18 protein-coding genes and 1 pseudogene are annotated in these 24387 nt (G+C 70.6%); 6 read left to right on the top strand and 13 right to left on the bottom strand.

The window, feature by feature from the left end; all coding sequences use genetic code 11:
• Positions 1-18: 18 nt before the first annotated feature.
• Together AQJ27_RS20955 and AQJ27_RS20950 are read right to left on the bottom strand one after the other, a co-directional pair.
• Positions 19-867 (bottom strand): ABC transporter permease, encoded by an 849-nt coding sequence (locus AQJ27_RS20955; protein WP_067370978.1) that lies wholly within the window; start codon positions 865-867, stop codon positions 19-21.
• On the bottom strand, positions 864-1799 hold the full coding sequence (locus AQJ27_RS20950; protein WP_067370976.1) for an ABC transporter ATP-binding protein: 936 nt from the start codon (positions 1797-1799) through the stop codon (positions 864-866). Before AQJ27_RS20950 ends, AQJ27_RS20955 begins: the two co-directional genes overlap by 4 nt.
• Before the next feature lie 215 nt (positions 1800-2014).
• Between AQJ27_RS20950 and AQJ27_RS20945 the strand changes: the two genes are divergently transcribed.
• Positions 2015-2674: a class I SAM-dependent methyltransferase gene (locus AQJ27_RS20945; RefSeq protein ID WP_067370974.1), complete on the top strand. Its 660-nt coding sequence runs from the start codon at positions 2015-2017 to the stop codon at positions 2672-2674.
• A 103-nt stretch (positions 2675-2777) separates the two neighbouring features.
• Here the strand turns inward: AQJ27_RS20945 and AQJ27_RS20940 are convergent, their stop codons facing one another.
• The 4 genes from AQJ27_RS20940 to AQJ27_RS20925 are packed head-to-tail and all read right to left on the bottom strand — an operon-like array spanning position 2778 to position 6569.
• Positions 2778-3140, bottom strand: coding sequence for a DUF4180 domain-containing protein (locus AQJ27_RS20940; protein ID WP_067370972.1), 363 nt, complete (start codon positions 3138-3140; stop codon positions 2778-2780).
• A 50-nt stretch (positions 3141-3190) separates the two neighbouring features.
• On the bottom strand, positions 3191-4081 hold the full coding sequence (locus AQJ27_RS20935; RefSeq protein WP_067370970.1) for an ABC transporter permease: 891 nt from the start codon (positions 4079-4081) through the stop codon (positions 3191-3193).
• The gene (locus AQJ27_RS20930) at positions 4078-5628 is read right to left on the bottom strand and encodes a DUF1349 domain-containing protein (RefSeq protein WP_067370968.1); all 1551 of its coding nucleotides are present in this window, start codon (positions 5626-5628) and stop codon (positions 4078-4080) included. Before AQJ27_RS20930 ends, AQJ27_RS20935 begins: the two co-directional genes overlap by 4 nt.
• On the bottom strand, positions 5625-6569 hold the full coding sequence (locus tag AQJ27_RS20925; RefSeq protein ID WP_067370966.1) for an ABC transporter ATP-binding protein: 945 nt from the start codon (positions 6567-6569) through the stop codon (positions 5625-5627). Before AQJ27_RS20925 ends, AQJ27_RS20930 begins: the two co-directional genes overlap by 4 nt.
• A gap of 158 nt (positions 6570-6727) precedes the next feature.
• Here AQJ27_RS20925 and AQJ27_RS20920 point away from each other — a divergent pair, with 158 nt between their 5' ends.
• Both AQJ27_RS20920 and AQJ27_RS20915 read left to right on the top strand, forming a co-directional pair.
• Positions 6728-7918 (top strand): sensor histidine kinase, encoded by a 1191-nt coding sequence (locus AQJ27_RS20920; protein WP_067370964.1) that lies wholly within the window; start codon positions 6728-6730, stop codon positions 7916-7918.
• Entirely contained in the window at positions 7915-8718 is an 804-nt protein-coding gene (locus tag AQJ27_RS20915) for a response regulator (RefSeq protein WP_079065124.1), read from the top strand. The genes AQJ27_RS20920 and AQJ27_RS20915 overlap by 4 nt, the downstream gene beginning before the upstream one ends.
• Here the strand turns inward: AQJ27_RS20915 and AQJ27_RS20910 are convergent, their stop codons facing one another.
• On the bottom strand, positions 8719-9765 hold the full coding sequence (locus tag AQJ27_RS20910; protein ID WP_159064374.1) for an FUSC family protein: 1047 nt from the start codon (positions 9763-9765) through the stop codon (positions 8719-8721).
• Between the two features lie 60 nt (positions 9766-9825).
• On the opposite strand from AQJ27_RS20910, the gene AQJ27_RS20905 reads away from it, so the two are divergent.
• The gene (locus AQJ27_RS20905) at positions 9826-10281 is read left to right on the top strand and encodes a MarR family winged helix-turn-helix transcriptional regulator (RefSeq protein ID WP_067371369.1); all 456 of its coding nucleotides are present in this window, start codon (positions 9826-9828) and stop codon (positions 10279-10281) included.
• Positions 10282-10372: 91 nt separating this feature from the next.
• On the opposite strand, the gene AQJ27_RS20900 is transcribed toward AQJ27_RS20905, so the two are convergent.
• Positions 10373-11722: a hypothetical protein gene (locus AQJ27_RS20900; RefSeq protein WP_067370959.1), complete on the bottom strand. Its 1350-nt coding sequence runs from the start codon at positions 11720-11722 to the stop codon at positions 10373-10375.
• A gap of 167 nt (positions 11723-11889) precedes the next feature.
• Positions 11890-14907, bottom strand: coding sequence for a glycoside hydrolase family 3 protein (locus AQJ27_RS20895; protein WP_067370957.1), 3018 nt, complete (start codon positions 14905-14907; stop codon positions 11890-11892).
• Positions 14908-15222: 315 nt separating this feature from the next.
• Here AQJ27_RS20895 and AQJ27_RS20890 point away from each other — a divergent pair, with 315 nt between their 5' ends.
• Positions 15223-17091, top strand: a complete 1869-nt coding sequence (locus AQJ27_RS20890) for a ricin-type beta-trefoil lectin domain protein (protein ID WP_067370955.1) — start codon at positions 15223-15225, stop codon at positions 17089-17091.
• Positions 17092-17227: 136 nt separating this feature from the next.
• Here the strand turns inward: AQJ27_RS20890 and AQJ27_RS20885 are convergent, their stop codons facing one another.
• A complete protein-coding gene (locus AQJ27_RS20885; protein ID WP_235613544.1) occupies positions 17228-20443 on the bottom strand; it encodes a metallophosphoesterase in 3216 nt (1071 codons plus the stop codon).
• Between the two features lie 199 nt (positions 20444-20642).
• Between AQJ27_RS20885 and AQJ27_RS20880 the strand changes: the two genes are divergently transcribed.
• Positions 20643-21326: an SLATT domain-containing protein gene (locus AQJ27_RS20880; RefSeq protein ID WP_067370950.1), complete on the top strand. Its 684-nt coding sequence runs from the start codon at positions 20643-20645 to the stop codon at positions 21324-21326.
• Positions 21327-21360: 34 nt separating this feature from the next.
• On the opposite strand, the gene cimA is transcribed toward AQJ27_RS20880, so the two are convergent.
• The 3 genes and pseudogenes from cimA to AQJ27_RS20865 form a co-directional block, all read right to left on the bottom strand.
• Positions 21361-22965, bottom strand: a complete 1605-nt coding sequence (cimA, locus tag AQJ27_RS20875; protein WP_067371367.1) for a citramalate synthase — start codon at positions 22963-22965, stop codon at positions 21361-21363.
• Positions 22966-23380: 415 nt separating this feature from the next.
• Positions 23381-23604, bottom strand: a pseudogene (locus AQJ27_RS20870) (hypothetical protein); the annotation flags it as partial.
• A 198-nt stretch (positions 23605-23802) separates the two neighbouring features.
• Positions 23803-24339: a TetR/AcrR family transcriptional regulator gene (locus AQJ27_RS20865; protein WP_079065152.1), complete on the bottom strand. Its 537-nt coding sequence runs from the start codon at positions 24337-24339 to the stop codon at positions 23803-23805.
• Between the last annotated feature and the right edge of the window lie 48 nt (positions 24340-24387).

Here is a 24387-nt window from a genome sequence, read left to right as displayed (position 1 = left end):
GTGTCTCTCCATCAGGCGTCAGGCGTCGGTGCGCAGGAGGCGGTAGGCGGCGCCCGCCAGGGCGAGCACGGTCCAGCTGAGGAAGACCAGGAGCCCGGCCGTGGGCGCGAGGGTCGTCGAGTCGTGGGTGAGCGCGAACATCGCCTCACCCGCGTTGCTGGGCAGGTACGGGCTGATGTTGTCCTGCCACGAGGTCGGCAGCAGCGAGATCAGGCCGGGGATCAGCATCAGCGAGGCGACCAGGACCGATATGCCGCCGGCGACCGAGCGCAGCAGGGCGCCCAGAGCGGTGCCGATCACGCCGACCAGGCCGAGGTAGAGGCCCGCGCCCAGCAGGCTGCGCACGACACCGGAGTGGGAGATCGTGAGGGCCGCCGGGGTACCGGAGACGATCCCACTGGTGATCATGAACGCGATGAAGACGCCGATGGTCGAGACGACGAGGGCGACCAGGCCGAACACCGCCGCCTTGGACCACAGCACCGGCAGGCGGCGCGGGACGGCGGCCAGCGTGGAGCGGATCATTCCGGTGGAGTACTCACCGGCGGTGACCAGCACGCCCAGGACACCGAGCGCCAGCTGGGCGAAGTTCGTGCCGAACACGGAGAGGCTGAGCGCGGTGGCCGTGGCGTCGTCCGGGCGCAGCCGCTCACCGGAGTTGATCTGGGACTTGTAGTGCGCGGCGGCGATCACGCCGAACGCGACCAGGAACAGCAGGCCCAGACCGAGGGTGATCCAGGTGGAGCGCAGGGACCACAGCTTGGCCCACTCCGAGCGCAGCACGCGCCGGCCGGTGACCTTGTACTCGGGACGTGCGGTCCGCGCCGGTGCGGGCGCGGCGCTGTCGGTGACAGTGATGGTGCTCATGCCGCCCTCCCGGGGGCCTCGACGGTGGCGGTGGCGTGGTACTCGACGGCGTCACGGGTCAGGTCCATGAACGCCTGTTCCAGCGAGACGGTCCGGGAGCTGAGCTCGAACAGGGGGATGCCGTGCTCGGCGGCCTTGAGACCGATGGCCCGCGCGGACAGGCCCGTCACATGCAGTTCCTCGGAGCCGACCTCGCCGGTGATCTCGACGCCGGGGCCGGCCAGCACCTCGCGCAGGCGGGCCGACCGGTCGGAGGCCACGGTCACGGTGTCGCCGCCGGCCTGCTGGACCAGCTCCTGCACGGTGGTGTCGGCGAGCAGGCGACCACGGCCGACGACGATCAGGTGGTCGGCGACCAGCGCCATCTCGCTCATCAGGTGCGAGGAGACGAAGACCGTACGTCCGTCCGCCGCGAGTCCGGTCAGCAGGTTGCGGATCCACAGCACGCCCTCGGGGTCCAGTCCGTTGACCGGCTCGTCGAGCATGATGGTGGCCGGGTCGCCGAGGAGCGCCGCGGCGATACCCAGCCGCTGGCCCATGCCGAGGGAGAAGGCGCCCGCGCGCTTCTTGGCCACCGACTGCAGACCGGTCAGCTCGATGACCTCCTCCACCCGGCGGCGCGGAATGCCGTGGGTGTAGGCCTGCGCCATCAGGTGGTCGAACGCGGAGCGGCCGGGGTGGATCGACTTGGCCTCCAGCAGCGCGCCGACCTCCTGGAGCGGCGCGGTGTGCTCGGCGTAGTGCTTGCCGTTGACCGTCACGCTGCCGCCGGACGGCGCGTCCAGTCCGACGATCATGCGCATGGTGGTGGACTTGCCCGCGCCGTTCGGGCCCAGGAAGCCGGTGACCGTGCCGGGCCTGACGACGAAGTCGAGCCGGTCGACCGCCGTCTTCTCCCCGTACCGCTTCGTCAGCTGATGTGCCTCGATCATCGCTCTTCCCTCACGCTCGGGGGGCCGTGACCCCGCCAGACTGCTCACTCGCCACGCTAGGGGCCCACGGACCGGGACCCGTGGTACCCGGGAGCTCAATGAGGTGCGGCCCGTAGTACCGAGGTACCACTGGGCCGTGCTTGGGGGATGACATCACCTCCCGCATACGCGCTGGTGGTTACGGAGGTCGAGGGCCCTCCCCTACAGTCGCCCGCGTGACTGATCTCGCCTACCTCGCCGCCGTCCGGGAGTCGTACGACAGGGTCGCCGCCGACTACGCCGAACAGGTCAAGACCCCGGCGCAGCTGGATCCGCTGTCGCGCGCGATGCTCGTCGCGTTCGCCGAGACGGTGCGGACGGCCGACGTCGGCGCCCTCGCGGACCTGGGATGCGGGCCCGGCCGGGTGACGGCTCATCTCGCCGGCCTGGGGGTGTCCGCCTTCGGCATCGACCTCTCGCCCGCGATGGTCGAGCTGGCCCGTCGGGCCCACCCGGGTCTGCGTTTCACCGTCGGGTCGATGACCGAGCTGCCCCTCGATGACGACGAGCTCGGCGGCATCCTCGCCTACTACTCCGTCCACCACACGCCACCGGAGTTGTTGCCCGTCGTGTTCGCCGAGTTCCGTCGCACGCTCGCGCCCGGCGGCCGTCTGATGATCGCCGGTTACGTGGGATCCGGGGAACGTCTGCGTCCGACGCAGGCGTACGGCGGCCATCCGGTGTCCTTCGAGTCCTACCTGTTGCCGCCGGACCGGGTCGCCGAGCTGTTGGAGCGGGCCGGGCTCGTCGTCACGGCGCGGCTGGTGCAGGAGCCGGGCGAGGGAGCCAAGAGGACGGTCGCCACGTTCCTCGCCCGAAAGCCGGAACGGTCATGAGCTCGGATGCCGACAACGCCACGGCCCAACACGCCCAGCCCTTCGGCCAGTGACCCCCAGCCATTGACCCTTCAGCCCGTCAGCCCGTCAGCCCTTCAGCCCTTCAGCCCTTCAGGCGTTCCCGCAGTTCCTCGATATCGGTGAGGAACCAGGTCTGCCGCCCCCGGTTGCACTCACGGACGAAGTCCCGCAGCGCCGAACTGACCTCCGTGTGACGGGAGATGTCGCCGAGGACGACGAGTGCCATCCGGTAGTTCGCGAACTTCTGGACGATGCCACCGGCCACGCGGGTACGCAGCTGGAAGAACGCCTCGTCGAACCGCTCGGCGGGAATGACCACCCACTGGGCACCCTGGTAGGAGGCGTTGCCGATGAGATCCAGGACGTCGCCCTCGCCTCCGATGACCTCGCCCTCGGCGGCGCACATCATCACGGGCACGTCATGGATCGTCTGCAGGGTGCTCATGAGGATCGAGGCTAGGCGTGAAGGCGCCGTGCGGGCCACGGATTTCCCGGCTACGCGTCCCGGCGTGCGAATATCGCGCCGCCCACCAGCAGCACCCCCAGCGCGTATGCCGCCAGCACCCCCAGCCCCGGCCAGGGGCCGATCGGCAGGCGGGCGAGGTCCTTCGTCGCGCGGATGGCGAGGCCCGCCGGTATGGGGGCCCAGCGTTCGAGGCGGTCCTTCCAGGTGGGTGAGCCCAGGAGGTCGGACATGAGCGGGACCACGTAGAGGACTCCCAGGCCCGTGGTGATCGCCGCCGCGCTGTCGCGGAGCAGGACCGCCAGCCCCAGGCCCAGGAAGGCTATGAGGATCAGACAGAGGGTGGAGCCGAAGGCGGCCCGGAGGGTGGGGGCGTCGGTGAGGGAGAGGAGGGGGTAGCCCGCCTCGGGGGTGAAGCCGTTGCCCGGGAGGATCCAGCGGGCCGTGGCGAGGGAGACGAGGACCGCCGTGCCGGCCGCGATGCCCGTCGCCGCGGCCAGCACCGCCGCCTTCGACGCCAGAACCGTCGCCCGGCGCGGAATCGCCGTCAGCGTCGTCCGTACCGTGCCCGTGCCGTACTCCGCCCCCATCGACAGGGCGCCCAGGACGAGGACGGTCGCCTGCCCGAGCCACACACCCGTCAGGGCGAGCTTCACCGTGTCCTCGTGGCAGGCCGCGGCGCTCACGCACTCCCGGGTGCTGACCGAGGACACCGCGGCCGTGCCCACCGCGAAGGTCAGGACCACCGTCGCGGCCAGCAGCAGCCAACTGCTGGGCAGCGTGCGGAGTTTGGTCCACTCGGCATGGAGTGCGCGAAGTGCGGGCTGTGTGCGCAGTGCGGGGTGGGCTCGGGGTGAGGGCCCTGCGGGGTGGGGTGCGGGCCCCGCGGGGTGGGCGCGGAGCGCCGGCCTCGCGCGCCTCATACGTCCCTCCTGCGCAGGCGCCAGGCCGCGAGGGCGAGCGCCACGGCCGCGTAGGCACACAGCACGGCGAAGCCGTTCCACGGGGCCATGGGGTAACAGCCGCTCTCCGGGAGGCAGCTGTGCTGCACCTGGGGGTAGTACGTCCTGCCCTGCTGGACCGCGAAGGCCGCCGCCGGGGTCGCACTCAGTAGCCAGTGCCCGACCGGGAGCGGGAGGGCGAAGGCAAGGATCTGCGGCAGGATCACGAGGACCACGACGGCCGTGATCGCGCCCGCGCTGTTGCGGAGTATCGCTCCCAGGGCGAGGGCGAGGACCGCCACCAGGGACAGCAGTGCCGCGCTGCCCACCACCGCCCGCAGGGCGGGTGAGTCGAGGAGTGACAGGTCGGGGTAGGCGGGTGGCGCGAAGCCGTTGGAACGCATCGTGCGTTGGGCCAGGAGGAAGGTGATCGCCGTGGCCGGCAGGCTGACGGCGAACGTGACGCCCCCGATCACCAGGGCCTTCGCGATGAGGACCCGCACCCGGCGCGGGGTCGCCGTGAACGTCGTACGGATCATGCCGCGCTTGTACTCGGTAGTGATGAACAAGGTCCCCAGGGCGACCATGAAGAGGACGGCCACGAAGACGCCCTGGAAGCTCATCTGGACGATGTCAGCGCCGGTCTCGTCGGGGGCGATGTCGCCCTGGCCGGTGAGCGTGTAGACACCGGTCGCGGACACGGTGGTGGTGCCCGGCTCGACGCGGGCGGGGCCGGATTGCGGTGTGTCCGGGTCGTTCGGATCGGGGGCGCCCACGTCCGTGCTCGTCCAGGCGGCCGAGCCCGTCGCGGTGGCGCCGCTCACGGCCAGGTGGTCGAAGGTCGCCCCGGCGGTCGCGCTACCGGCCGTCTCCGACGTGCCGCCGAACGAGCGGCGCAGATTGTTGTGCAGCGGTGAGGCGACGAACAGGCCCGCCTGCGCCGTGTTCGGCAGCTCCGGCAGGGTGACCGAGCCGACCTTCGTCCAGTGCGCGCCGTCGGAGGACTCGTATCCGGTCAGGCGGGTGCCCGAGCGGGTCATGCGCAGCCAGTGCGCGGCCGTGCCGGAGGCTGCACTGCCCGCCTTGTCATGCGTGAAGTTCCACTGGAGGCGGACTCCGTGGTCGGGGGTGAGCATCAGGGCCGCGTACGGGCTGCCGGCCTTCGTGCTCGCCTTGACCAGCACGCCGGCCTTCGCCCACGGCTCCGGGTCCCGGCCGCCGCCGCCCTTCAGGTCGGACACGCGGACCGTCACGGCGCTCTCCGCCGGGAGGGACTGGTGGACGTAGTGGAAGCTGTCGTTGACGCGGGTGCCGTCGGGTCCGACGGTGAGCGGGTGCTCGTTGGAATCGTCGACGGAGCCGCTCGCGGCGAGCTGCGAGATGGCGACCGTGACCGCCGCCGCCACGGCAAGCGCCAGCACCCACACGCGTACCGTCCAGAACTTGCTCCATTCCGCGCGCAACAGGCGCCCGAATCCCTCGCGGGCGGGCTTGAGCGGGGAACGGTAGGGAGTGAAGGTCGAGGTCATCGGGTCACCTCGCCGTCCGTCAGGTTCGGAGTCGACGTGAACTCCGCCGCGTCCCTGGTGAGCTCCATGTACGCCTCCTCCAACGAGGCCCGGTGCGCGCCGACCTCGGCGAAGGGGACGCCGGCCGCGGCGAGCAGCGCGACGATCCGCTCCGCGGGCAGACCGGTGACCGTGAGGGTGTCGGCGCCGGTGACCGCGACCGTGCCGCCCTCCCGGCTGAGCAGTTCCATCGCCTCCGTGCGGGCGCCCGTGCGCAGGGCCACGCGGTCGCCGGACGCGGCGGCGAGCAGGGTGGCGACGGAGGTGTCCGCGATGAGGCGGCCGCGGCCGACGACCAGCAGGTGGTGAGCGGTGTCCTCCAGCTCGCTCATGAGGTGGCTGGAGACCAGGACGGCGCGGCCCTCCCCGGCCAGCCGGCGCAGCAGGCCGCGGATCCACTGAATGCCCTCGGGATCAAGGCCGTTGACCGGTTCGTCGAGCAGGAGCACCGGAGGGTCTCCGAGCAACGCGGCCGCTATGCCCAGGCGTTGGCGCATACCGAGTGAGTAGCCGCCCGCTCGGCGGCGGGCGGCCTGGTCCATGCCCACCTGCTCGAGCACCTCGTCGACCCGGCGCAGGGACAGCCCGTGCGAGTGCGCCAGCCAGCGCAGATGGTCGCGTCCGCGCCGGCTGGGGTGCAGAGCGGCCGCGTCGAGGAGCGCGCCGACCTCCAACAGCGGTGAGCGCAGGGTGTGGTAGGGACGGCCGCCGATGAGCGCGCGCCCCTCGTCGGGAGTGTCCAGGCCGAGCACGGCCCGCATGGTGGTGGACTTGCCCGCCCCGTTCGGACCCACGAAACCGGTGACCTGGCCCGGCCGGACGGTGAAGGTGAGTCCGTCGACCGCGACGGTCCGCCCGAACCGCTTGCGCAGGTCCTGGACTTCGATCGTTGCATCGCTCATGCCAGCGAGATTAGGGACGGGCGGGCCTCGACGTCGTCCCGCCACGGAGCCGTCTTCGGCGCCCCTGCCACGAGGGACGGATCGTCGACCGGGTCCCCCGTGTGAGGGAGAAACCCCAGGGTGACGCGCCGCGGCGCGTCCGACGGCACAATGGCGGCATGGGCGAGGACACGGCGCGACACGGCGAAGGAATCGCGGGGGTGCGGAAGTTGCTGCGGCACTTCCCCGCCTCCGTGACCTACCCGGTCGCCCTCGCGCTCCTCGCCTGCGCCGAGGTTCTGATCCGACTCGGGGGCCTGCGCGAGAACCTGTCGCTCGCGCTGCTGCTCGGGGTCTGCACCACCCTTCCGCTCACCTTCGTGCTCGGCGCCGACCGGGTCCTGCCGGCGCGGGCCGGGGCCGCCGTGGCCGTGACCTCGGCGGGCGTGCTGGCGCTGGCGCCGTTCCGCACCCTCACACTGGCGGGGGTGGCGGCCCAGCTGGCCTCGGTGTACTGGCTGGGACGGGCGGGGGCGCCCCGGCTCAGCGGAATACTCGTCGTGCCGTACGTCGTGCTGGCCCTCGTCAGTCAGGACGACCTCACCACCCGGGTGATGGCCGTGCTGGTGGCCACGCTCGCCTCGGCGGCGGCCGCGACGGGCATCACGCATCACGTCCGCAGCGCCGCGCTGGCCCACAGCGCGACGGAGCGGGCCTTCGCGGACACGCTCCTCGCCCACGCCGCACGGGGTGAACGGGCGCGTATCGCGAGGGAGTTGCACGACGTGGTCGCGCACCACATCTCGATGATCGCCGTGCAGGCCGAGACGGCCCGGCTGACCACCGCAGGGCTCCCGGCCGACGGCGCCACCCGGCTGCTCGCCATCGGGGACACCGCGCGGACCGCTCTGACGGAGATGCGGCGCCTGCTGGGGGTGCTGCGGGAGGACGCCGACACGGGGGTCAACCGGCGTCCGCAGCCGGGGCTGCGCCAGCTCCTGGAGCTCGTCGACGAGTCCCGGGACGCCTCCGGCTCCCGCACGCGGCTGATCGTCAGCGGGCCGGTCGCCCCGCTCGACCCGGGCATCGAGGTCACCGCGTACCGGATCGTGCAGGAGGCCCTCACCAACGCCCGCCGGCATGCTCCGGGTGCCGCCGTCGATGTCGAACTTCGGTACGAGGAGGACGACTTGGCGATCCGTGTGCGCGACAACGGGCCGGGGCCCGCGTCCCCGACCGCCGGGCACGGCCTGCTCGGTATGCGCGAGCGGGCCGCCACGGTCGGCGGCACCCTGCGCACCGGTCCGGCGCATGGCGGTGGCTTCCTGGTCGAGGCGCGGCTGCCGGTGCGGGCGGAGGCTCTCGTATGACGACCGCCGTAGAGACCTCGGAGGCCGAAGGACGGGTCCCTGCCGTGCGGATCGTGGTGGCCGACGACCACGAGGTGGTGCGCGCCGGGTACGCCGGACTTCTCGCCACCCAGGCGGACTTCACCGTCGTCGGCACGGCGCGCGACGGCGCCGAGGCGGTGCGGGTCTGCCGGGAGCGGCGTCCCGACGTGGTCCTCATGGACGTACGGATGCCGGTGATGGACGGGATCCAGGCCACCGCCGAGCTGATGGGGCCGGAGGCCGGGACCGCGCCGCGGGTACTCATCCTCACCACCTTCGATCTGGACGAGCATGTGTATGACGCGCTCGCGGCCGGGGCGAGCGGGTTCCTGCTGAAGGACGTGACGGCGGAGCGGCTGTTCGAGGCGGTACGGGTCGTGGCCGCCGGGGAGGCGCTGCTCGCGCCCGTCATCACCCGGCGGCTGATCGCCGAGTTCGCCCGGCTCAAACCCAGGGCGCCGACGGGGACGGCGCTCGGCGTGCTCACCCCGCGCGAGACGGAGGTGCTGCGGCTGCTGGCTGAAGGGCTGTCCAACCCGGAGATCGCCGCGCGGCTCCAGGTGGGCGAGGAGACGGTGAAGACCCATGTCAGCCGGGTGCTGTCCAAGCTGGGGCTGCGCGACCGTACGCAGGCGGTCGTGACGGCGTACGAGACGGGGCTGGTCGTGCCGCGTGCGGCGGCTCCGGAGGCGTTCGGGCGGCAGGATCCGCGGGGGGAGGGCGGGCGCGGGATGAGACCGAGCGGGGAGGGACTGCGTGGGCAGGGGTCGCGGGGTTAGTCAGGCGGGGCTGGGGGCCGCTGTGCGGCGGCGTGGGATCGGCAGAACGCAGCAGGCCGACGCGATCGCCAGGAGCGCGCCGACCGCGATCGCCTCAAGACGAGTGGGCAGCAGGTCCTGCGCGTCCTGGCCGAAGTAGCCGAGGAGGAGGGAGAGGGCGGTGGTCATGCCGGCGGCCCAGTAGGCGTGGTTCAGCGGACGTAGCCACAGGGCGACGGCCAGTACGGCGAAGATCAGGACGACGGAGGTCCGGCCGGTGATACCGGCGGCGGCCACCGCGGTGGCGAGCAGTGTGCCGGCGCAGGCGCCGCCCAGGCGCTCGACTCCCTTGCGTATGACGTCGGCGCGGCCGCGGTTGCCACTCGCGACCACGTACACGGTCAGGACCATCCACGGCCAGTGGTGGTCGAAGAGGAGCCGTCCGAGGGTGAAGGCAGCGGCGACGGCGGCGGCCATCTGCCACGCCATGCGGGTGCTGGGGACGGGGCGCAGCCGTGAGGCCCGTCGGGGGCGGTCCGGTTCCGGGTCGGGCTGCCAGGGGCCGAGGCGGTCGGCGGACATCTGGACCAGCCAGACACAGCCGCATGCCAGCAGCCCGATCACCGCCGACCAGCCCCAGTTCACCAGCGCGCTCTGGGCCCCGGGCGGCAGCGCGGGGCCGGGGACGACGAGCAGGGCGACCAGCGGCAACGTCATCAGCGTGCCCGCCTTCGCCGCGGCCGGGCCGAAGCGGCGGATCCAGACCGGCAGGGAGATGGCGAGGGTGAACACCGCGGCGCCGAGTGCGTAGTGGTCGGCGATCAGGTGGCCGAGCAGGGTCGCCGCACCGGCCAGGGCGGGCAGCAGGACGCAGGCGATGAGGCGACCGCGGGCGTCGGCGGTCCGTTGGGCGCGGGCCAGGGGGAGGGTCAGCGCGACCGCGAGGACGAGGACGTCCGTGTGCAGTGCGGCGGCGTCCTCCAGCCAGAGGGCGAGGGAGTAGGAGAGCAGCACGGCCGTCATGGTCAGCGCTGCTTCGTAAGCATTGCGTACGTGTTTGACGGGCATGGTGCCGATTATAGGGGTAATCGGGATGGGGGTTAGTAAGTTTTCGCTTATGATATGTGGATGGATCATCTCTTCTGCGCGGCCCAGGTCCGGCGTGGTGTCGTCAGGCTCAACCGGCGGCTGCGGCAGGAGCGGGGCGAGGGCAGCCTCAGTCCGAATCAGCTGGGGGTGCTGGGGCACTTGCGTCGGCACGGGGCGGCGACGCCCGGCGAGGTCGCGGCGGCCGAGCGGCAGCGGCCGCAGTCGTTGACCCGGGTCTTCGCCGAGCTGGAGTCGGACGGGCTGATCGCGCGGACGGCCGACAGCGCGGACCGGCGCCAGTCCGTGCTGACGCTCACCGCGGAGGGACTGCGGGCGCTGGAGCGGGACATGGCTGAGCGGGATGCCTGGCTGGCGGCGGCGCTCGGCACGTTGAACGAGACCGAGCGCGAGGTGTTGCGGCTGGCGGGGGCGCTGATGGACCGCCTTGCGGACACCGAGCCTCGGGGGACTTCGCCCGGGACGGCTGCGCCGTAGAGGCCCTTTGTCCGGAACGGTTGCGCTTCAGATGTGTCGGGGACCGCTGCGCTTCAGATGTGTCGACCGCCGTGTTTCACAAGCATTCGCTTCAGAAGCCGCCGCCGAAGTCTCCTCCTCCGCCGCCGCCGAAGTCGCCGCCACCGCCGTCCCCGAAACCGCCGCTGAAGTCGCCGGGGTCGAAGTCGGAGCCGGAGACGTCACCGCCGCCGTAACCGCCGAAGTCTCCGTAGCCGGAGCCGTAGTCGGACGCGTAGGAGGGGGTGGCCATCATGCTGCCGAGCAGGGTGCCGACGAGGAGGCCGGGGAGCAGGCCGCCGCCGAAGTAGCCGCCCGCCCAGGGGCCGTAGGCCGGGCCGGCGTCCCAGTACGGGCGGCGGCCGTAGTCGGTGTCGACCTCGCGGACCGCCGGGGCGCGGCCGTCCGCCAGACGGGCCTGGTCCGCCGCGCAGACCGGGACCTCGCGGGGAGCGCCGCCTGCCGGGGTCCAGGTCGCGTCGGCGACCGACGGGCCGTGTCGCGGGTCGAAGAAGCAGGGGGAGCGGCGCTCGGGCAGGGGCCTGCCCTCGCGACGGGCGGACAGGAGCGCGAGGGAGAAGCGGCCGTCCTCCAGGGACTGGGTGACGGCGCGTACGTCCTCCGGGCGGCGGGCCGCTGCCATGGACGATTTCGCCTGTTCGTAGGCATCGAGCGCGCGTTCGTAGTCGGCGCGCATCGCGTCGTCGGCGCCGGCCTCGGCGGGGTGGAAGTCGAGCCGGTCGAGTTCCTCGCCGAACGCGGTGATGTCCTCGTCGACGACCACGCGGAGTTTGTCCAGCGCTTCTTGTTGTTCCTGCTCTTTGCGGCGGCGGTTGCGGCGAACGAGGGTGTAGGCGCCCGCGCCGCCGGCCACGGCTACCGCGGCCACCGCGATGAGGGCGCTGGTGGAGACGCCGTTCCCGTCGGTCGAGCCCCAGCTCTTGGGGGCCGAGCCGTTGATGTTGGCCAGGGCGCGGTCCGTGAAGTTGTTCAGCTGGGTCTTCGCGGGTTCGCCCTGGACGCTGGTGACGAGGTTCTGGACGGCGGTGCGGGGCATGACCGCGGTGTCGGCGCGGGCGTCGAAGCGGGTGCCCAGTCTGATGGCGTACAGGCCTGTGATGCCGGTGTCGGTGCGGAGGTTCTGGAAGAGGTTCTGGGTGGGGAAGTCCGCGGGGAGGACGGCCACGAAGACGGGCTTGTTCGCGTTCTTGATCTTCTTGGCCAGGGTGTCGGCGTCCGCCTTGGAGAGTTGCGCGGAGGCTGCTGGGTCCACGTAGACGGGGCTCTTGCGGAGGGCTGCCGCCACTGTTCCCACGTCTGTGGTCGCGTGGGCGGCGGGTGCGGTGAGAGCGAGTGCCGTGAGGGCGGCGAGTGCCAGCGCGATCAGCAGTCCGGGGAGTCCTCGGATCGGTGCGGCCTTCATATCTCCGAAGCTACCTGAACGTGCGCAAAACTGGGCGTTGGGGCTGGTGGGGGTGGGGGGACCCGAGAGGTTCTCGCCCCGCCGCCGTGCCCTCCCCCAGCCCCTGAAGGGGCGGCGGGGGCGGGAGGGACTTGCCCCCGCCCCCGGCGCACATCAGCCTCTGGTCGTCACCTGGCTCGGTAGGCCTCCAGGAGTTTTGTCAGTGCCTGGGTGTAGTGGGCGGTCAGGAGTAGGTGGTCGGCTTCCGCGAAGGGTTTGGCGAGGGCTGGGGTGATGGTGGAGCCTGCGCTCTGCTGGACCAGGAGGCGGGCCTTGGTGACCGCGGCGCGGCCCAGTTGCGTCGAGCCGGTCCGGTCCGCCGCCCGGGCCGCGAGGGTGAGGGCCTTGAGGGTGGCCTCGCCGCCCCCGGGGACCTTCGTTTGTGTGGTCAGGCCCCAGCCGTAGGGGAACTGGGGATCGTAGGACGTGTCGCCGACGTTGATCGGGAGTTGGGTCTCCGACTTGGGCCAGGTGACGGGGAGCTGGCCGGTGAAGGCGCGCTTGCCGTACAGGACGTCCGCCACGCCGTCGCCCTCCGTGCCGGGCAGCCACGAGGCCACCAGGGCGTCGATCTGACCCAGACGGTCGCCGATGAGCTGCGGGCGGCCCGAGACGATCAGGACCGCGCACTTCATGGCGGCGCACACCTTGTCCACGGCGGCCTGGTCGGCGGGGGTCAGAGCGAGGTCGTTGCCGTTGCCCACATCGCCGACGCCCTCCGCGTAGGGAGTCTCGCCCACGACGACCACACCCACGTCATAGCCGGACGTCGGCGCCGAGGCGTCCTTCGAGTAGGTGACGTCACCGCCGGCGTTCCGCATGCCCTGCAGGATCGTCGTACCGTCCGTGTGCTTCCCGGACGCGCCCTGCCAGGTGATCGTCCAGCCGCCGGTCTGGTTGCCGAGGTCGTCGGCGTTCGAACCGGCCACGTACACCTTCTGGGACTTCTTCAGGGGCAGTACGCCGGCCGCGTTCTTCAGGAGGACCTGGGACTTGGCCGCGGCCTCGCGGGCGACCGCCCGGTGACCGGCGGAGCCGATCTGTGCCGCGCCGCTCGTGTCCGCGTACGGCTTCTCGAAGAGGCCGAGTTTGAACTTCTGGGTGAGGATGCGGGACACGGCGTCGTCGATCCGCTTCGCGCTGACGCGGCCCGCGGTGGTCTCGTCGATCAGCGTCGTACGGAAGTCCTTGTACGAGTACGGCACCATCATCATGTCGACACCCGCGTTGACCGAGGTGCGGACGTGGGAGGCGTAGTCGCCGGGGAGCTGGTCGATGGCGTTCCAGTCACTGATCACGAAGCCGTCGAAGCCCATCCGGCCCTTGAGCACGCCGTTGATCATGTCCGCGCGTGCGTGCATCTTCACCGGGCCCTGGCCGTCGCCCAGGATGTCGAGCGAGGAGTACGAGGGCATGACCGAGCCGATGCCGCGGTCGACCGCCGTCTGGTACGGGGCCAGGTGCACGGCCTCCAGCTGCTGCCGGGTGACCTTCGTGACGCCTTGGTCGATGGTGTAGGAGCCGGTCGTGGAGGAGCCGTACTCCGTGCCGCCGTCGCCCACGAAGTGCTTCGCGGTCGCCAGCACCTTGTCGTCGTCCTTCAGGTCCTTGCCGTCGCGGGCGCCCTGGAGGCCCTGGATGACCGTCTCCATGGACTTCACGAGGGCCGGGTCCTCACCGAAGGACTCGTACGAGCGGCCCCACCGTTCGTCGCGGGTCACGCACAGGCAGGGGGCGAAGTCCCACGGGATGCCGGTGGCACGGACCTCGGCGGCCGTCACCGCGCCCGCCTTCTCCGCCAGGCCCGGGTCACGGGTCGCGCCGATGCCGATGTTGTGCGGCATGATCGTCGCGCCGGTGAGGTTGTTGTGGCCGTGCACCGCGTCCACGCCGTAGATCAGCGGGATCTGGAACCGCGTGGCCTGCGCCCGGAGCTGGTAGCCGTCGATCATCTTCGCCCAGGCCGCGGGGGTGTTGGGCGTCGGCGTGGAGCCGCCGCCGGAGAGCAGCGACCCGAGGTCGTACGAGGCGATGTCGCCGCCCGCGCCGATCGCGCCGCGTTCGGCCTGGGTCATCTGCCCGGCCTTCTCCTCCAGGGACATGCGGGACACGAGGTCGGCGACCCGCTTCTTCACGGGCAGTTTCGGGTCCAGGTACGGCAGGCCGTGGGCGTCGATGACGATCTGCGGGGTCTCGGCGGGAGCCTTCGCGCCGGTGACCGTGAGCTTCAGGGGGATCGTCTCGGCGGGTTCGGCGGACTTGTCGCGCAGCGTCGGGACCTGGATGGTGCGGGTGGTGCCGGAGGTGGTGCCCGCCGGGAAGGTGATCTCGCCCTTGACCGGTGCGTAGTCCTTGCCGGGCTCGGCGGTGCCGCCCGCGCTCTCGTAGGCGACGGTCACGGGTTCGTCGATCGGGGCGGCTCCGGTGGTGGCGACGGAGAGCTTCACCGTCGCCGTCGCTCCCTCCTTCACCGGGTGGACGGCGGAGTCGGTGGTGACGGAGGCCCGCAGGGACTGGTCGGCCTTGCCGTACAACTCGACGTCGTCCATGGCGAACCAGCCCTTGACGCCGGCCGGGAGCGTGAGGGCGTACCCCCACATCTGGGTGAGGCCGAGGACCTGGTCGATGCCGCCGACGGGCTGGTAGTCCGTGCGGTAGGTGAAGTCGGTGAAGGGGATCTCGATCTGTTTCCAGCCGGTGAAGTCGTCGGTGAAGGACGTCGTCCACAGCTCGGAGGCCTCGCCGTTGGCACCGCCGTCCTTGATCTCGAAGGCGACCTTCTTGGCGTTGTTCTGACCGTCCCACCAGAAGCGGATGCCCTTGTGGGCCGACCAGTCGTGGGCCGGCTGATCGAAGGCGAAGTCGTGGGTGAAGCCGCCGTAGCCGCTGATGTCGTAGGTGCCGGTGAGGACCTCGGCGCCCTCGGGGGCGTCGGTGCGGGGGGTCAGGGCGAGCGCGGGCGGGTCGTCCGCGTCGCCGCCCCAGGTGAACAGGCCCCCGGCGGGGGGATTGGCGAAGGGGACCTCGCCCTCGAAGCGGTCGACGGGAACGGGGGCCGGTTCGTCGGCCGTGGCCGCTCCGGCCGAAAGGAGCGGCAGCAGCCCCGTGAGCAAAGCGGCGGAGGCGAGCAGGGCGGTTCTTCGCATGGACCTTCCCTCGACTCTACGTAGTCCCTGTAGTACCTGGTGATCCCTGGTGATCCCTGACTGGATGCCTGGCTGGATGCCTGACGGCGTCTCTTCCAGTTGGTCTCTTACGACTTAGATCACGGCGTGAGTTAACTGGCGTCCCGGGAGGCCGTCAAGACTTCACGTCAGAACCGGTACACGGGCAATGTGCGGCCGGATCAGGGCAGTTGTTCTTTCACGCCCTGAACGCGAGACCCCTTGACGTGGACCCGAAGCCGTCATTTACTCACGGCTCGCACGCCCCCTCCCCCACACCCAGAAGGGCGACGCGTCATGAGGAGATCCACTCGGGCGGTCCGTTTTCTTCTCGCCGGACTGCTCACCACCGCCGGACTGACCGCTGTCACGGCGGCGCCCGCGCACGCCGCGGGCGAACCCGTCACGGCCTGGCTGACCACGACGGACGACGACGGCGGACGCCATGTCGTCCGCGGGCTGCAGGCCCAGACGCCGTTCGCCTTCCAGGCCGGTACCGGTGGCAGCGGCGAGAACATCACCGTCGACGAGAACACCCGCTACCAGACCTTCACGGGCGGCGGCGCGTCCTTCACCGACACCGCGGCCTGGCTGATGAACAGCAGCGGGGCGCTGTCGGCGGCCACCCGGGACGCGACGATGCGCAAGCTGTTCTCGCCGACCGAGGGCATCGGGCTCTCGTTCCTGCGCAATCCGATGGGCGCGTCCGATCTCGCCCGGTACGGGTACACATACGACGACGTGCCGGCCGGGCAGAGCGATCCGTCGCTCTCGTCGTTCTCGATCGCGCACGATCTGGCCGACGTGGTGCCGCTGACCAAGCAGGCGCTCCAGTTGAACCCCTCGCTCACCGTGATGGCCTCACCGTGGACGGCGCCCGCCTGGATGAAGGACAGCGGGCAGCTCAACGGGGGCTGGCTGAAGTCTGAGGACTACGGGGCGTACGCCTCGTACTTCGTCAAGTACCTCCAGGCGTACCGGGACCAGGGGGTGCCGGTCTCCTACGTCACCGCGCAGAACGAGCCGACGTGCTGCTCGGGGTATCCGTCGATGAGCTGGAACGCGTCGGGGCTGGCGTACTTCACGAAGAGTGAGCTGCTGCCGAAGCTGCAGGCCGCGGGGCTGTCCACGAAGGTGCTGGCGCACGACTGGAACTGGGACGTGTACGACTCGTACGCCGCCCAGACCGTCGACGACGCGGCCGTGCGCGCGCATCCGAACTTCGGGGGGATCGCCTGGCACGGGTACGGCGGGGACGTGGGCAAGCAGACGAGCGTGCACAACCAGTACCCGGGGGTGGACGCCTTCGGGACCGAGCACTCCGGTGGCACCTGGATCGCCAACCAGCAGCGCGAGGACATGCTCAACATCGTCGACTACACGCGGAACTGGGCGAAGTCGGTGACGAAGTGGTCGCTGGCCGTCGATCAGAACCGGGGGCCGCACAACGGGGGGTGCGGGACGTGCTCCGGGCTGATCACCGTCCACAACGGGGACGGGGCGAGTGGGCAGGTCGACTACACGATCGAGTACTACACGATGGGGCAGTTGACGAAGTTCGTGCGGCCGGGGGCGCAGCGGGTGGCCTCTACGGCGAGTACGTCCGTGCCGAACGTGGCGTGGCGGAATCCTGACGGTTCCAAGGCGCTGATCGCCTACAACGACTCCTCGTCCGCGAAGACCGTGACCATCAACTGGGGTTCGCAGCACGCGACGTACTCGCTGCCGGGGAAGACGTCCGCGACGTTCACCTGGGCCGGGACGCAGGCCGGTGGAGGTGCGCAGTCGGGTTCCTTCGTGGGACTCGCGGGCAAGTGCCTCGATGTGGCGGGGGGTTCGACGGCGAACGGGACGGCGGTGCAGCTGTACGACTGCAACGGGTCGACGGCGCAGCGCTGGACGGTACAGGCCGACGGGACCGTCCAGGCGCTCGGCAAGTGCCTGGACGTGTCCGGTGGTTCCACGGCCGACGGAGCGAAGGCCCAGCTGTACGACTGCAACGGCACGAGCGCCCAACGCTGGTCGTACAACGCGTCGACCGGAGACCTCGTCCAATCGGCCGCCGACAAGTGTCTCGACGTGACCGACAACTCGTCCGCGAACGGGGCGCGGGCACAGATCTGGTCGTGCACCGGGGCGGCCAATCAGAAGTGGCATCTGCAGTGACGGGGTGACGTCGCTCGGGCAGGCGGCGAGTGACCAGCGACAAACACCGTGTCGTGGCCGGTTCCTCCCGCGGTCACGGACGGCGCCGGTTCCTCCCGCCCCCGCGTGGGAAGGGCAGGAACCGGCCGCCGGTCCTCTAGACGGGCTCGATCCACCGCCTGCCCTGCTGTTGCAGCGCCCGCATCCGCCGGTTCCTGAGCCCCTGAAGCATGTGGGTGCGGTGCTGCCCCCGGGCCGGGCCGCTCGGGAGTTCCTTGCGCTGAGTGGCGATGTCGGCGAGCAGCGACTCCAACGCCGTCACGTCCTCCCGGCCGAGATCGGACTGAAGGTAGCTGGACATCGCGAAGAAGCGGAGGACCTCGCTCACCACCTTGCGCTCGCCGTGCAGTTTCACGACCCTCGATGCGTGGCGGATCCAGTCCCGGTCGCCCATGCGGCGTACGAGCAGGACCGCCATCAGTGCCTGACCGGGTTGCTCGACGAAGTCCCGTTCCGAGAGCGCCTCGTCGGTCAGCTTCGACAACTTGCCGCTGGCCAGGGCCTGGGACAAGGCCGTGTAGGAGGAGATGACCGGGGAGAAGAGTTCGATCCGGCTCAGCAACTCGTCGAAGTCGTCCGCCGTCAGCTCCAGCCGGTCCACGGAACCCGCGAGCGCCTCTTCGAAGACCTTCCGGATCCCCCGGACCTTCCACTCGGTCGCCATCAGCGCGGCTCTGACGCCGTAGCCGTTGAGGGTCAGCTGCAAGGTCTGTCGCTTCAGGTCCAGGTCACGCACGAGTTCGCTGCTGCGCAGCACATCGGCGAGGAGGTCCAGACCCTCGGAGAACGCTTCGAAGTCGGAGCGGCTGAACGCGTCCCCGTGGCGCTCGACCTCGGCCATCGCCCGTATCGTGTCGACGTGGTCCTTCAGCTCGTCGAGCATGACCGTGAAGTCCTCGCGGACCTGCGCCGAGGGTTCGGGGGCCTCGTAGGGCATGTCGGCGGGCCAGAACTCCTCCAGCACCGCTTCCGCGTCCTCGGAGCCCCGCCACCCGTCCTTCGCCGCCCTCGCGGCGAAGAGGTCGCTGCTGCCGTCCCCCACACGACTGCGCAGTGACCGGAACATCTCGTTCACGGTCCGCAGCAGAGCCATGTCGTTGCGGCGCAGGGCGGCGGCGTGGCGGATCACCTGGCCGTGGTCCAGCGGGCCGGCCAGTACGAGGCCCCTGAGCTCGGCGGAGGAATCCAGGCGGTAGGCGGCCAGCAGCGGCCGGACCATGGGCTGGCAGAAGTAGATCATTCCGTCCCGCTGGCCCAGGATCCGCTTCGCTATGAGCGCGTCGAGGACGACGCTCGACGGCTCGGACCAGCCCAGTCCCTGGAAATACTCCAGCAGGAACCGCTCGGCCTCCATCCGTGTGAGAGCGTCCTTGCCCGACAGCATGAGGTGCTCGGTCAGGCAGGACAGGATGTCCTGCAGGTCCCGGAAGTCCAGCTCGAAACGGCGGTCGATGCTCGTGTCGCCGCGCCCCAGCAACATGCCCAGGTAGGACTCGAGAATCGCGGTGTTGTTGATGCCGTCCGTCCAGTCGCCCTGCCCGGCGAGCGAGACGAGCGCGGCCAGCATCGCCGGGGTGCGGGGCAGTCCGCCCCGGCTGAGGAGGTCGAGCATCTCGGTCACCTCGGCCTCCGGCTCCTCCGGCCGCACCATACGCACCAGGGCCCGCAGTTCGCGCCTGCCGAAGAGCCCGATGTAACGGGTCCGGACGGCCGGGCCCTCCCTGCCGATCTCCTCGCAGAGCCGGTGGCTTGCGGCCGTCCTGGAGCCGAAGAAGTAGGTGTTCTGTGGCTGCTGCGCCATGAACTTCAGCAAGTGGCGGAAGCGTTTGTCGGCACGCGGGTCAACATTGTCGACGGCCAGCGCCATCCGCGGCAGGGGGTCCCGCTTGCCGACCCCGACGCCGGCCATCGCCAACTGCTTGCGCACTTCGCGTTCGACGCCGTTGGGCCCCTGCTCCACCGCGTTGAAGTCGATGACGACGGGGGCGCACTGGGCCTCTCGCCGGTAGGCCGCGTAGGACAGCCACTGCAGGGCGCTCGTGAGGCCGCTGTATTCGTCCCCCACGATGACGAAGTGCCGGAATTCGGGCAGGCTCGTCATGAGGTCGTCGGGCTTGAGCTTGCCGCCCTCCTCGGCCTCCGCCAGGGCCAGATACTGGTCGAGCGGCACGGGCAGCAGGACGGGGGGCACCAGGAGTTCGTCCATGTCCTGCTGCCATCGGTCCGGTCCGAGAAGCAGGCTTCTCTCCCGCACTGCGTCGAGGAGCCACTCGGCGGCGAGATCCGCCGATGTCCGGGTGGCGGCCGGCTCACCGGGCGTGGTCGCACCAGGAGCGGTCACGGACCCCGGGCGGACGGGCTCCCCGAGGGTGATGTGCTGCTTCCCGCCCGAGACCACGTCGACGCCCTCGGCGAAGGCGTCCCTGCCGTCGAAATAGCTGCGCACGTGCACGGTGAAGGACTTCGGGGCGTGCGCCGGATCGGTGTCGATGACGCTGTACGCGTTCGGATGGTCGCGGGACTGGTAGAGCGAGCCGGCCGCGCTGTGCAGGAGTGAGCCGGCCGCACCGGTGACGCCGAGCGGGTCGGCCCGGTGCACATGTCCGGTACACAGCACGTCGAATCGGCCCAGTTCCCTGCTCACGTCGCGCCGGTCGAAGTCGGAGAGCCAGTCGAGCGGATGATGCATCACGGCGATCTTGAAACCCGCGTCGCCTACTCCGTCCGCGGCCGCGGCGGCCTGCCGGTCGCCCACGATGAGGTGCGCCCGGTCCGCGTCGTCCCCTTCGCCCGTGGCCCGCCAGGCGGAGGTCAGACAGGCCACGGCGACCTCGACCCCGTCCACGGTGATCCGGTGCTCGGTGACCAGCGGGGAGTGCCGCCGTACCGCGGTCCCGTCGTAGTAGTCGGCGTGGAAGGCGAGCCAGGGCTCCATGCGCTCCAGGTAGTTCGACGGGCCGTCCCCGTCGAGGAGTCGGTTGACCGCGTCCCGGCTGGTCAACCCCGCCAGCAGACCCTTTTCCTGGTACTTTTCGATTTTACTGATGTCGACGTCGTGGTTTCCCGGGGCCAGGATCAGCCGTTCCCTGTCGAGCCCGAGAGCGTCCTGGAGCGGATCGAGAAGCGCCCGGCGCGCGAAGCCGAATTCGTCCGGCTGCGCGGCGAACGCCAGGTCGCCGCTGAAGACCACCAGATCGACCGGGGTCTGCCGATGGAACTCCGTCACGTCCCGCAGAAACGCCCTCAGCAGCTTTTCCTGGTCGGCTTCCCATCGCGTTCTGGCATGCAAGTCGCTGATATGGACGATCCGCACGAAACACCCCCGTACCCCGACGACGCGTGCGCACAGTTTACGCGCGGCCGCCTTCGACGGTGGGCGACGTCGACACCAACCGCCCGCTCCGCGGGGCGACTTGAGCCGATGCCACCATGCACCGCCGCTTGCGCATACGATGCCTCTTTGCTGACGTCGGCAACACGGGCCGACTGGTCACGGCTGAAGGGCAGGGGGCATGCTCGAAAGACAGCGAGCCGCGGACATACGGGTGTCCCAACTCGCCGACCTGGACCGGTCACGGACGCGTGCGGACGTGCTGTGGGAACTGTTCCGGCACGCCGAGAGCGAGGTGATCGAGGCGATCGGCTGGTACCTGGCGCGTCGCCGCGTCCCGGCCCGCTGGTCGCGCTCACTGCGTGCCCTCACCGCGTTGCTGGGCATCGCCGGGACCCTCACACCCTTGGTCCACACGGTGAGTCCGGAGACCGTGCAGGCCGAATGGGGATTCGTCTTCCTCGCCGCCGGCGCCGGCTGCGTGCTCTTCGACCGGATTTTCGGCTTCTCCGCTTCCTGGACGCGTTACATCAGGACCGAATTGGCGTTGCAGCACATTCTCAAGAGGGCCCAGAGCGAATGGACCCAGATTTTCCTCAGGGTCACCGATTCCCCCAGCGACAAGGACCAGGCCGCGCTGCTGGGGGTGATCGAGCGTCTTCGGCTGGATGCCCAGCGCGTCATGGAGGACGAGAGTGCGAACTGGGTGGGCTATCTCGCGGAAGGGGTCGAGGAGCTGACCCGTTCCACGGCCCACCCCTCGGCGCAGCGGCCGGGGTCCGCCGGACTTCTCCGGTTGGATCGCCCGCCCGTGCGCGACCGGGGCGGTGACCCCGTGCAGAGGTCGCGCGAGACCGCCTTGTGACCCGGCGGCCGCCCCGGCCGCTGCCGGTGCGGATCTACTCGGCGGGCTCGACCCCGGCCCGCAGCAGGCCGTACGTGTACGCGTCCTCCAGCGCCTGCCAGGACGCCGCGATCACGTTCTCCGCGACGCCCACCGTGGACCACTCCCCCGCGCCGTCGGAGGTGGAGATCAGGACGCGGGTGGTGGACTGGGTGCCGTGCTTGCCTTCCAGGATGCGGACCTTGTAGTCCACGAGCTCCAGCTTGGCGAGCTGGGGGTAGATCTTTTCGAGGGCGACCCGCAGGGCACGGTCGAGGGCGTTCACCGGACCGTTGCCCTCCGCGGTGGCGACGATGCGCTCGCCCTTGGCGAAGAGTTTGACGGTGGCTTCGTTGGCGTGGGTGCCGTCGGGGCGGTCCTCGACGATCGCGCGCCAGGACTCGACCTGGAAGTACGTGCGGGCCCGTCCCTCCGCCTCCTCGCGGAGCAGGAGTTCGAAGGAGGCGTCCGCCGCCTCGTACGTGTAGCCCTTGAGCTCGCGTTCCTTGACGCGTTCCACGACGCGGCCCACCAACTCGCGGTCGCCGCCGAGGTCGATGCCGAGTTCCTTGCCCTTGAGCTCGATCGACGCGCGGCCGGCCATGTCGGAGACCAGCATCCGCATGGTGTTGCCGACCTGCTCGGGGTCGATGTGCTGGTAGAGGTCCGGGTCGACCTTGATCGCGGAAGCGTGCAGGCCCGCCTTGTGGGCGAAGGCCGAGACGCCGACGTACGGCTGGTGCGTGGAGGGGGTGAGGTTGACGACCTCGGCGATCGCGTGCGAGATGCGGGTCATCTCGCGCAGGGCGCCGTCGGGGAGGACCTTCTTGCCGTACTTCAGTTCCAGGGCGGCCACGACCGGGAAGAGGTTCGAGTTGCCGACCCGTTCGCCGTAGCCGTTCGCGGTGCACTGGACGTGGGTCGCGCCCGCGTCGACGGCGGCCAGGGTGTTGGCGACCGCGCACCCCGTGTCGTCCTGGGCGTGCATGCCGAGCCGGGCGCCGGTGTCGGCGAGGACCGTGGCGACGACCGCCTGGACCTGGGCGGGGAGCATGCCGCCGTTGGTGTCACAGAGGATGACGACGTCGGCGCCCGCCTCCCAGGCCGCGCGGACGACCGCCTTCGCGTACTCGGGGTTCGCGCGGTAGCCGTCGAAGAAGTGCTCGCAGTCGACGAAGACCCGGCGGCCTTGCGCGCACAGGTGGGAGACCGTGTCGCGGACCATCTCCAGGTTTTCGTCGAGGGTGGTGCGCAGTGCGAGTTCGACGTGGCGGTCGTGCGACTTGGCGACCAGGGTGATCACCTGGGCGCCGGAGTCGAGAAGGGCCTTGACCTGCGGGTCCTCGCTCGCCTTGCCGCCCGCGCGGCGGGTGGCGCCGAACGCGACCAGCTCGGCGTGCTTGAAGTCGATCTCCTGCTGGGCGCGGGCGAAGAACTCGGTGTCGCGCGGGTTGGCGCCGGGCCAGCCGCCCTCGATGAAGCCCACCCCGAAGTCGTCCAGGTGCCGTGCGATGGCCAGCTTGTCCGCCACGGTGAGGTTGATGCCCTCACGCTGCGCGCCGTCGCGCAGGGTCGTGTCGAAGACGTGGAACGAATCGTCGAGCTCGCTGGTTTCGGTCATGGTGTTCGGCTCCTGATGTTGGATCTCGGTCTGTACCGGAATGACCGGCTCCACCGTCCTCCAATGATCCCTCGCGCTCCCTTCCCGGCTTGAGGTGGGCCAGGAAAACGAAAAACCTCTCGCGGGTGCGAGAGGTCTGCGCGCGGGTCGAGGACGACGATGTCCGCCCGTACGTGGTGGTACGTGGCGGTCACTGCGGACCGGCGCGCCTGCTGCCAATAATCATGGCGAACGAGAGCACGGGGGCAGTCTGGCACATACCGCCCCCGTGCTCACGGGTTGTCTCAGGATGCGAGCCGCGCCCTGGGCTCCGAGGAGGGTTCCTGGCCGGTGCCGACCCGGTCGAGATCCCGCCGCTCTTCACCTTCGCGGTGGGCTCGGGCCGGCGGCCGACGCGGTCGGAGAGGCGTCCCGCGAGCGCGCCCACGATGAAGGGGACGCGCGCCGGCCCCAGCTGTGCGGCGCGGCGTCGGACAGGGTGCGCTGGAGGATGATCTGCGGGCCGAGGCCGAGGATCTGGCCCGCGGCCATCGACACGTACTGGAAGCTGGAGACGAAGCCGCGCCGCTCGAGGGCGGAGGCCTCGGTGAGGTAGGTGGCGCCGGCCGCGTACACGAACCAGTCGAACCACTCCGCCATGTTGCCCGCCGAGCCGGCCCAGATCTTCTTCCAGTGCTCTCGTCGCGTGAGTGCCTTGAGCCGTAACGTGCCCGCTGATCACTGCCGCGACAAGGGCGCCTCACGTCTTGTTCATTGCGTTCATCACGTTCGCCCCGCGTCGGACGCCGCGTCGGACGGTTCGCCCGCGCCGGTGAGCGCGAGCAGACCGAGTGACGGTCAGCTCAGGGATTCGTCCAGAAACTCCCTTACGTGGCGCAGGATCCGCTCTCTGTCCGTGCCGCGCAGTCCGATCGCCACATGGATGGAGAAGCCGTCGAGGAGGGCCCGCAGCCGGGCGGCGCAGCGGTCCGGGTCGACCGGCCGGAACTCGCCGCGCGAGACACCCTCGGCGAGCAGCGCGACCAGGTCGCGGTGCCAGGCGCCCTCGATGGCGACCTGCCGCTCGCGGGCGGCGTCGTCGGCGTTCTGCGAGCGGTTCCAGACCTCCAGCCAGAGCGTCCAGTGCGGGTCGCGGTGGCCGTCGGGGACGTACAGGTCGACATACGCGTCGAGCCGCTCACGGGCGGTGCCCCGGGCGGCGAGCAACCGGCCGCGCTCGGCGCCGAGCCGCCCCTCGCTCCACTCCAGGGTCTGCAGCAGCAGTTCGTCCTTGGAGTGGAAGTAGTAGAGGAGATGACCGCTGCTCATGCCGACCTCGCGGCCGAGCGCCGCCATGGTGAGCTTCTCCAGACCGCGCTCGGCGATCATGTCCATGGCGGCTGCCAGCACGTCCTCGCGCGGAGGCGCGTTCTTCCTCCGCGG

The organism is Streptomyces olivochromogenes (assembly GCF_001514115.1).
In the GTDB taxonomy this organism is placed as follows: Bacteria; Actinomycetota; Actinomycetes; order Streptomycetales; family Streptomycetaceae; genus Streptomyces; species Streptomyces olivochromogenes.
This window is presented reverse-complemented; position numbering and strand designations above follow the sequence as displayed.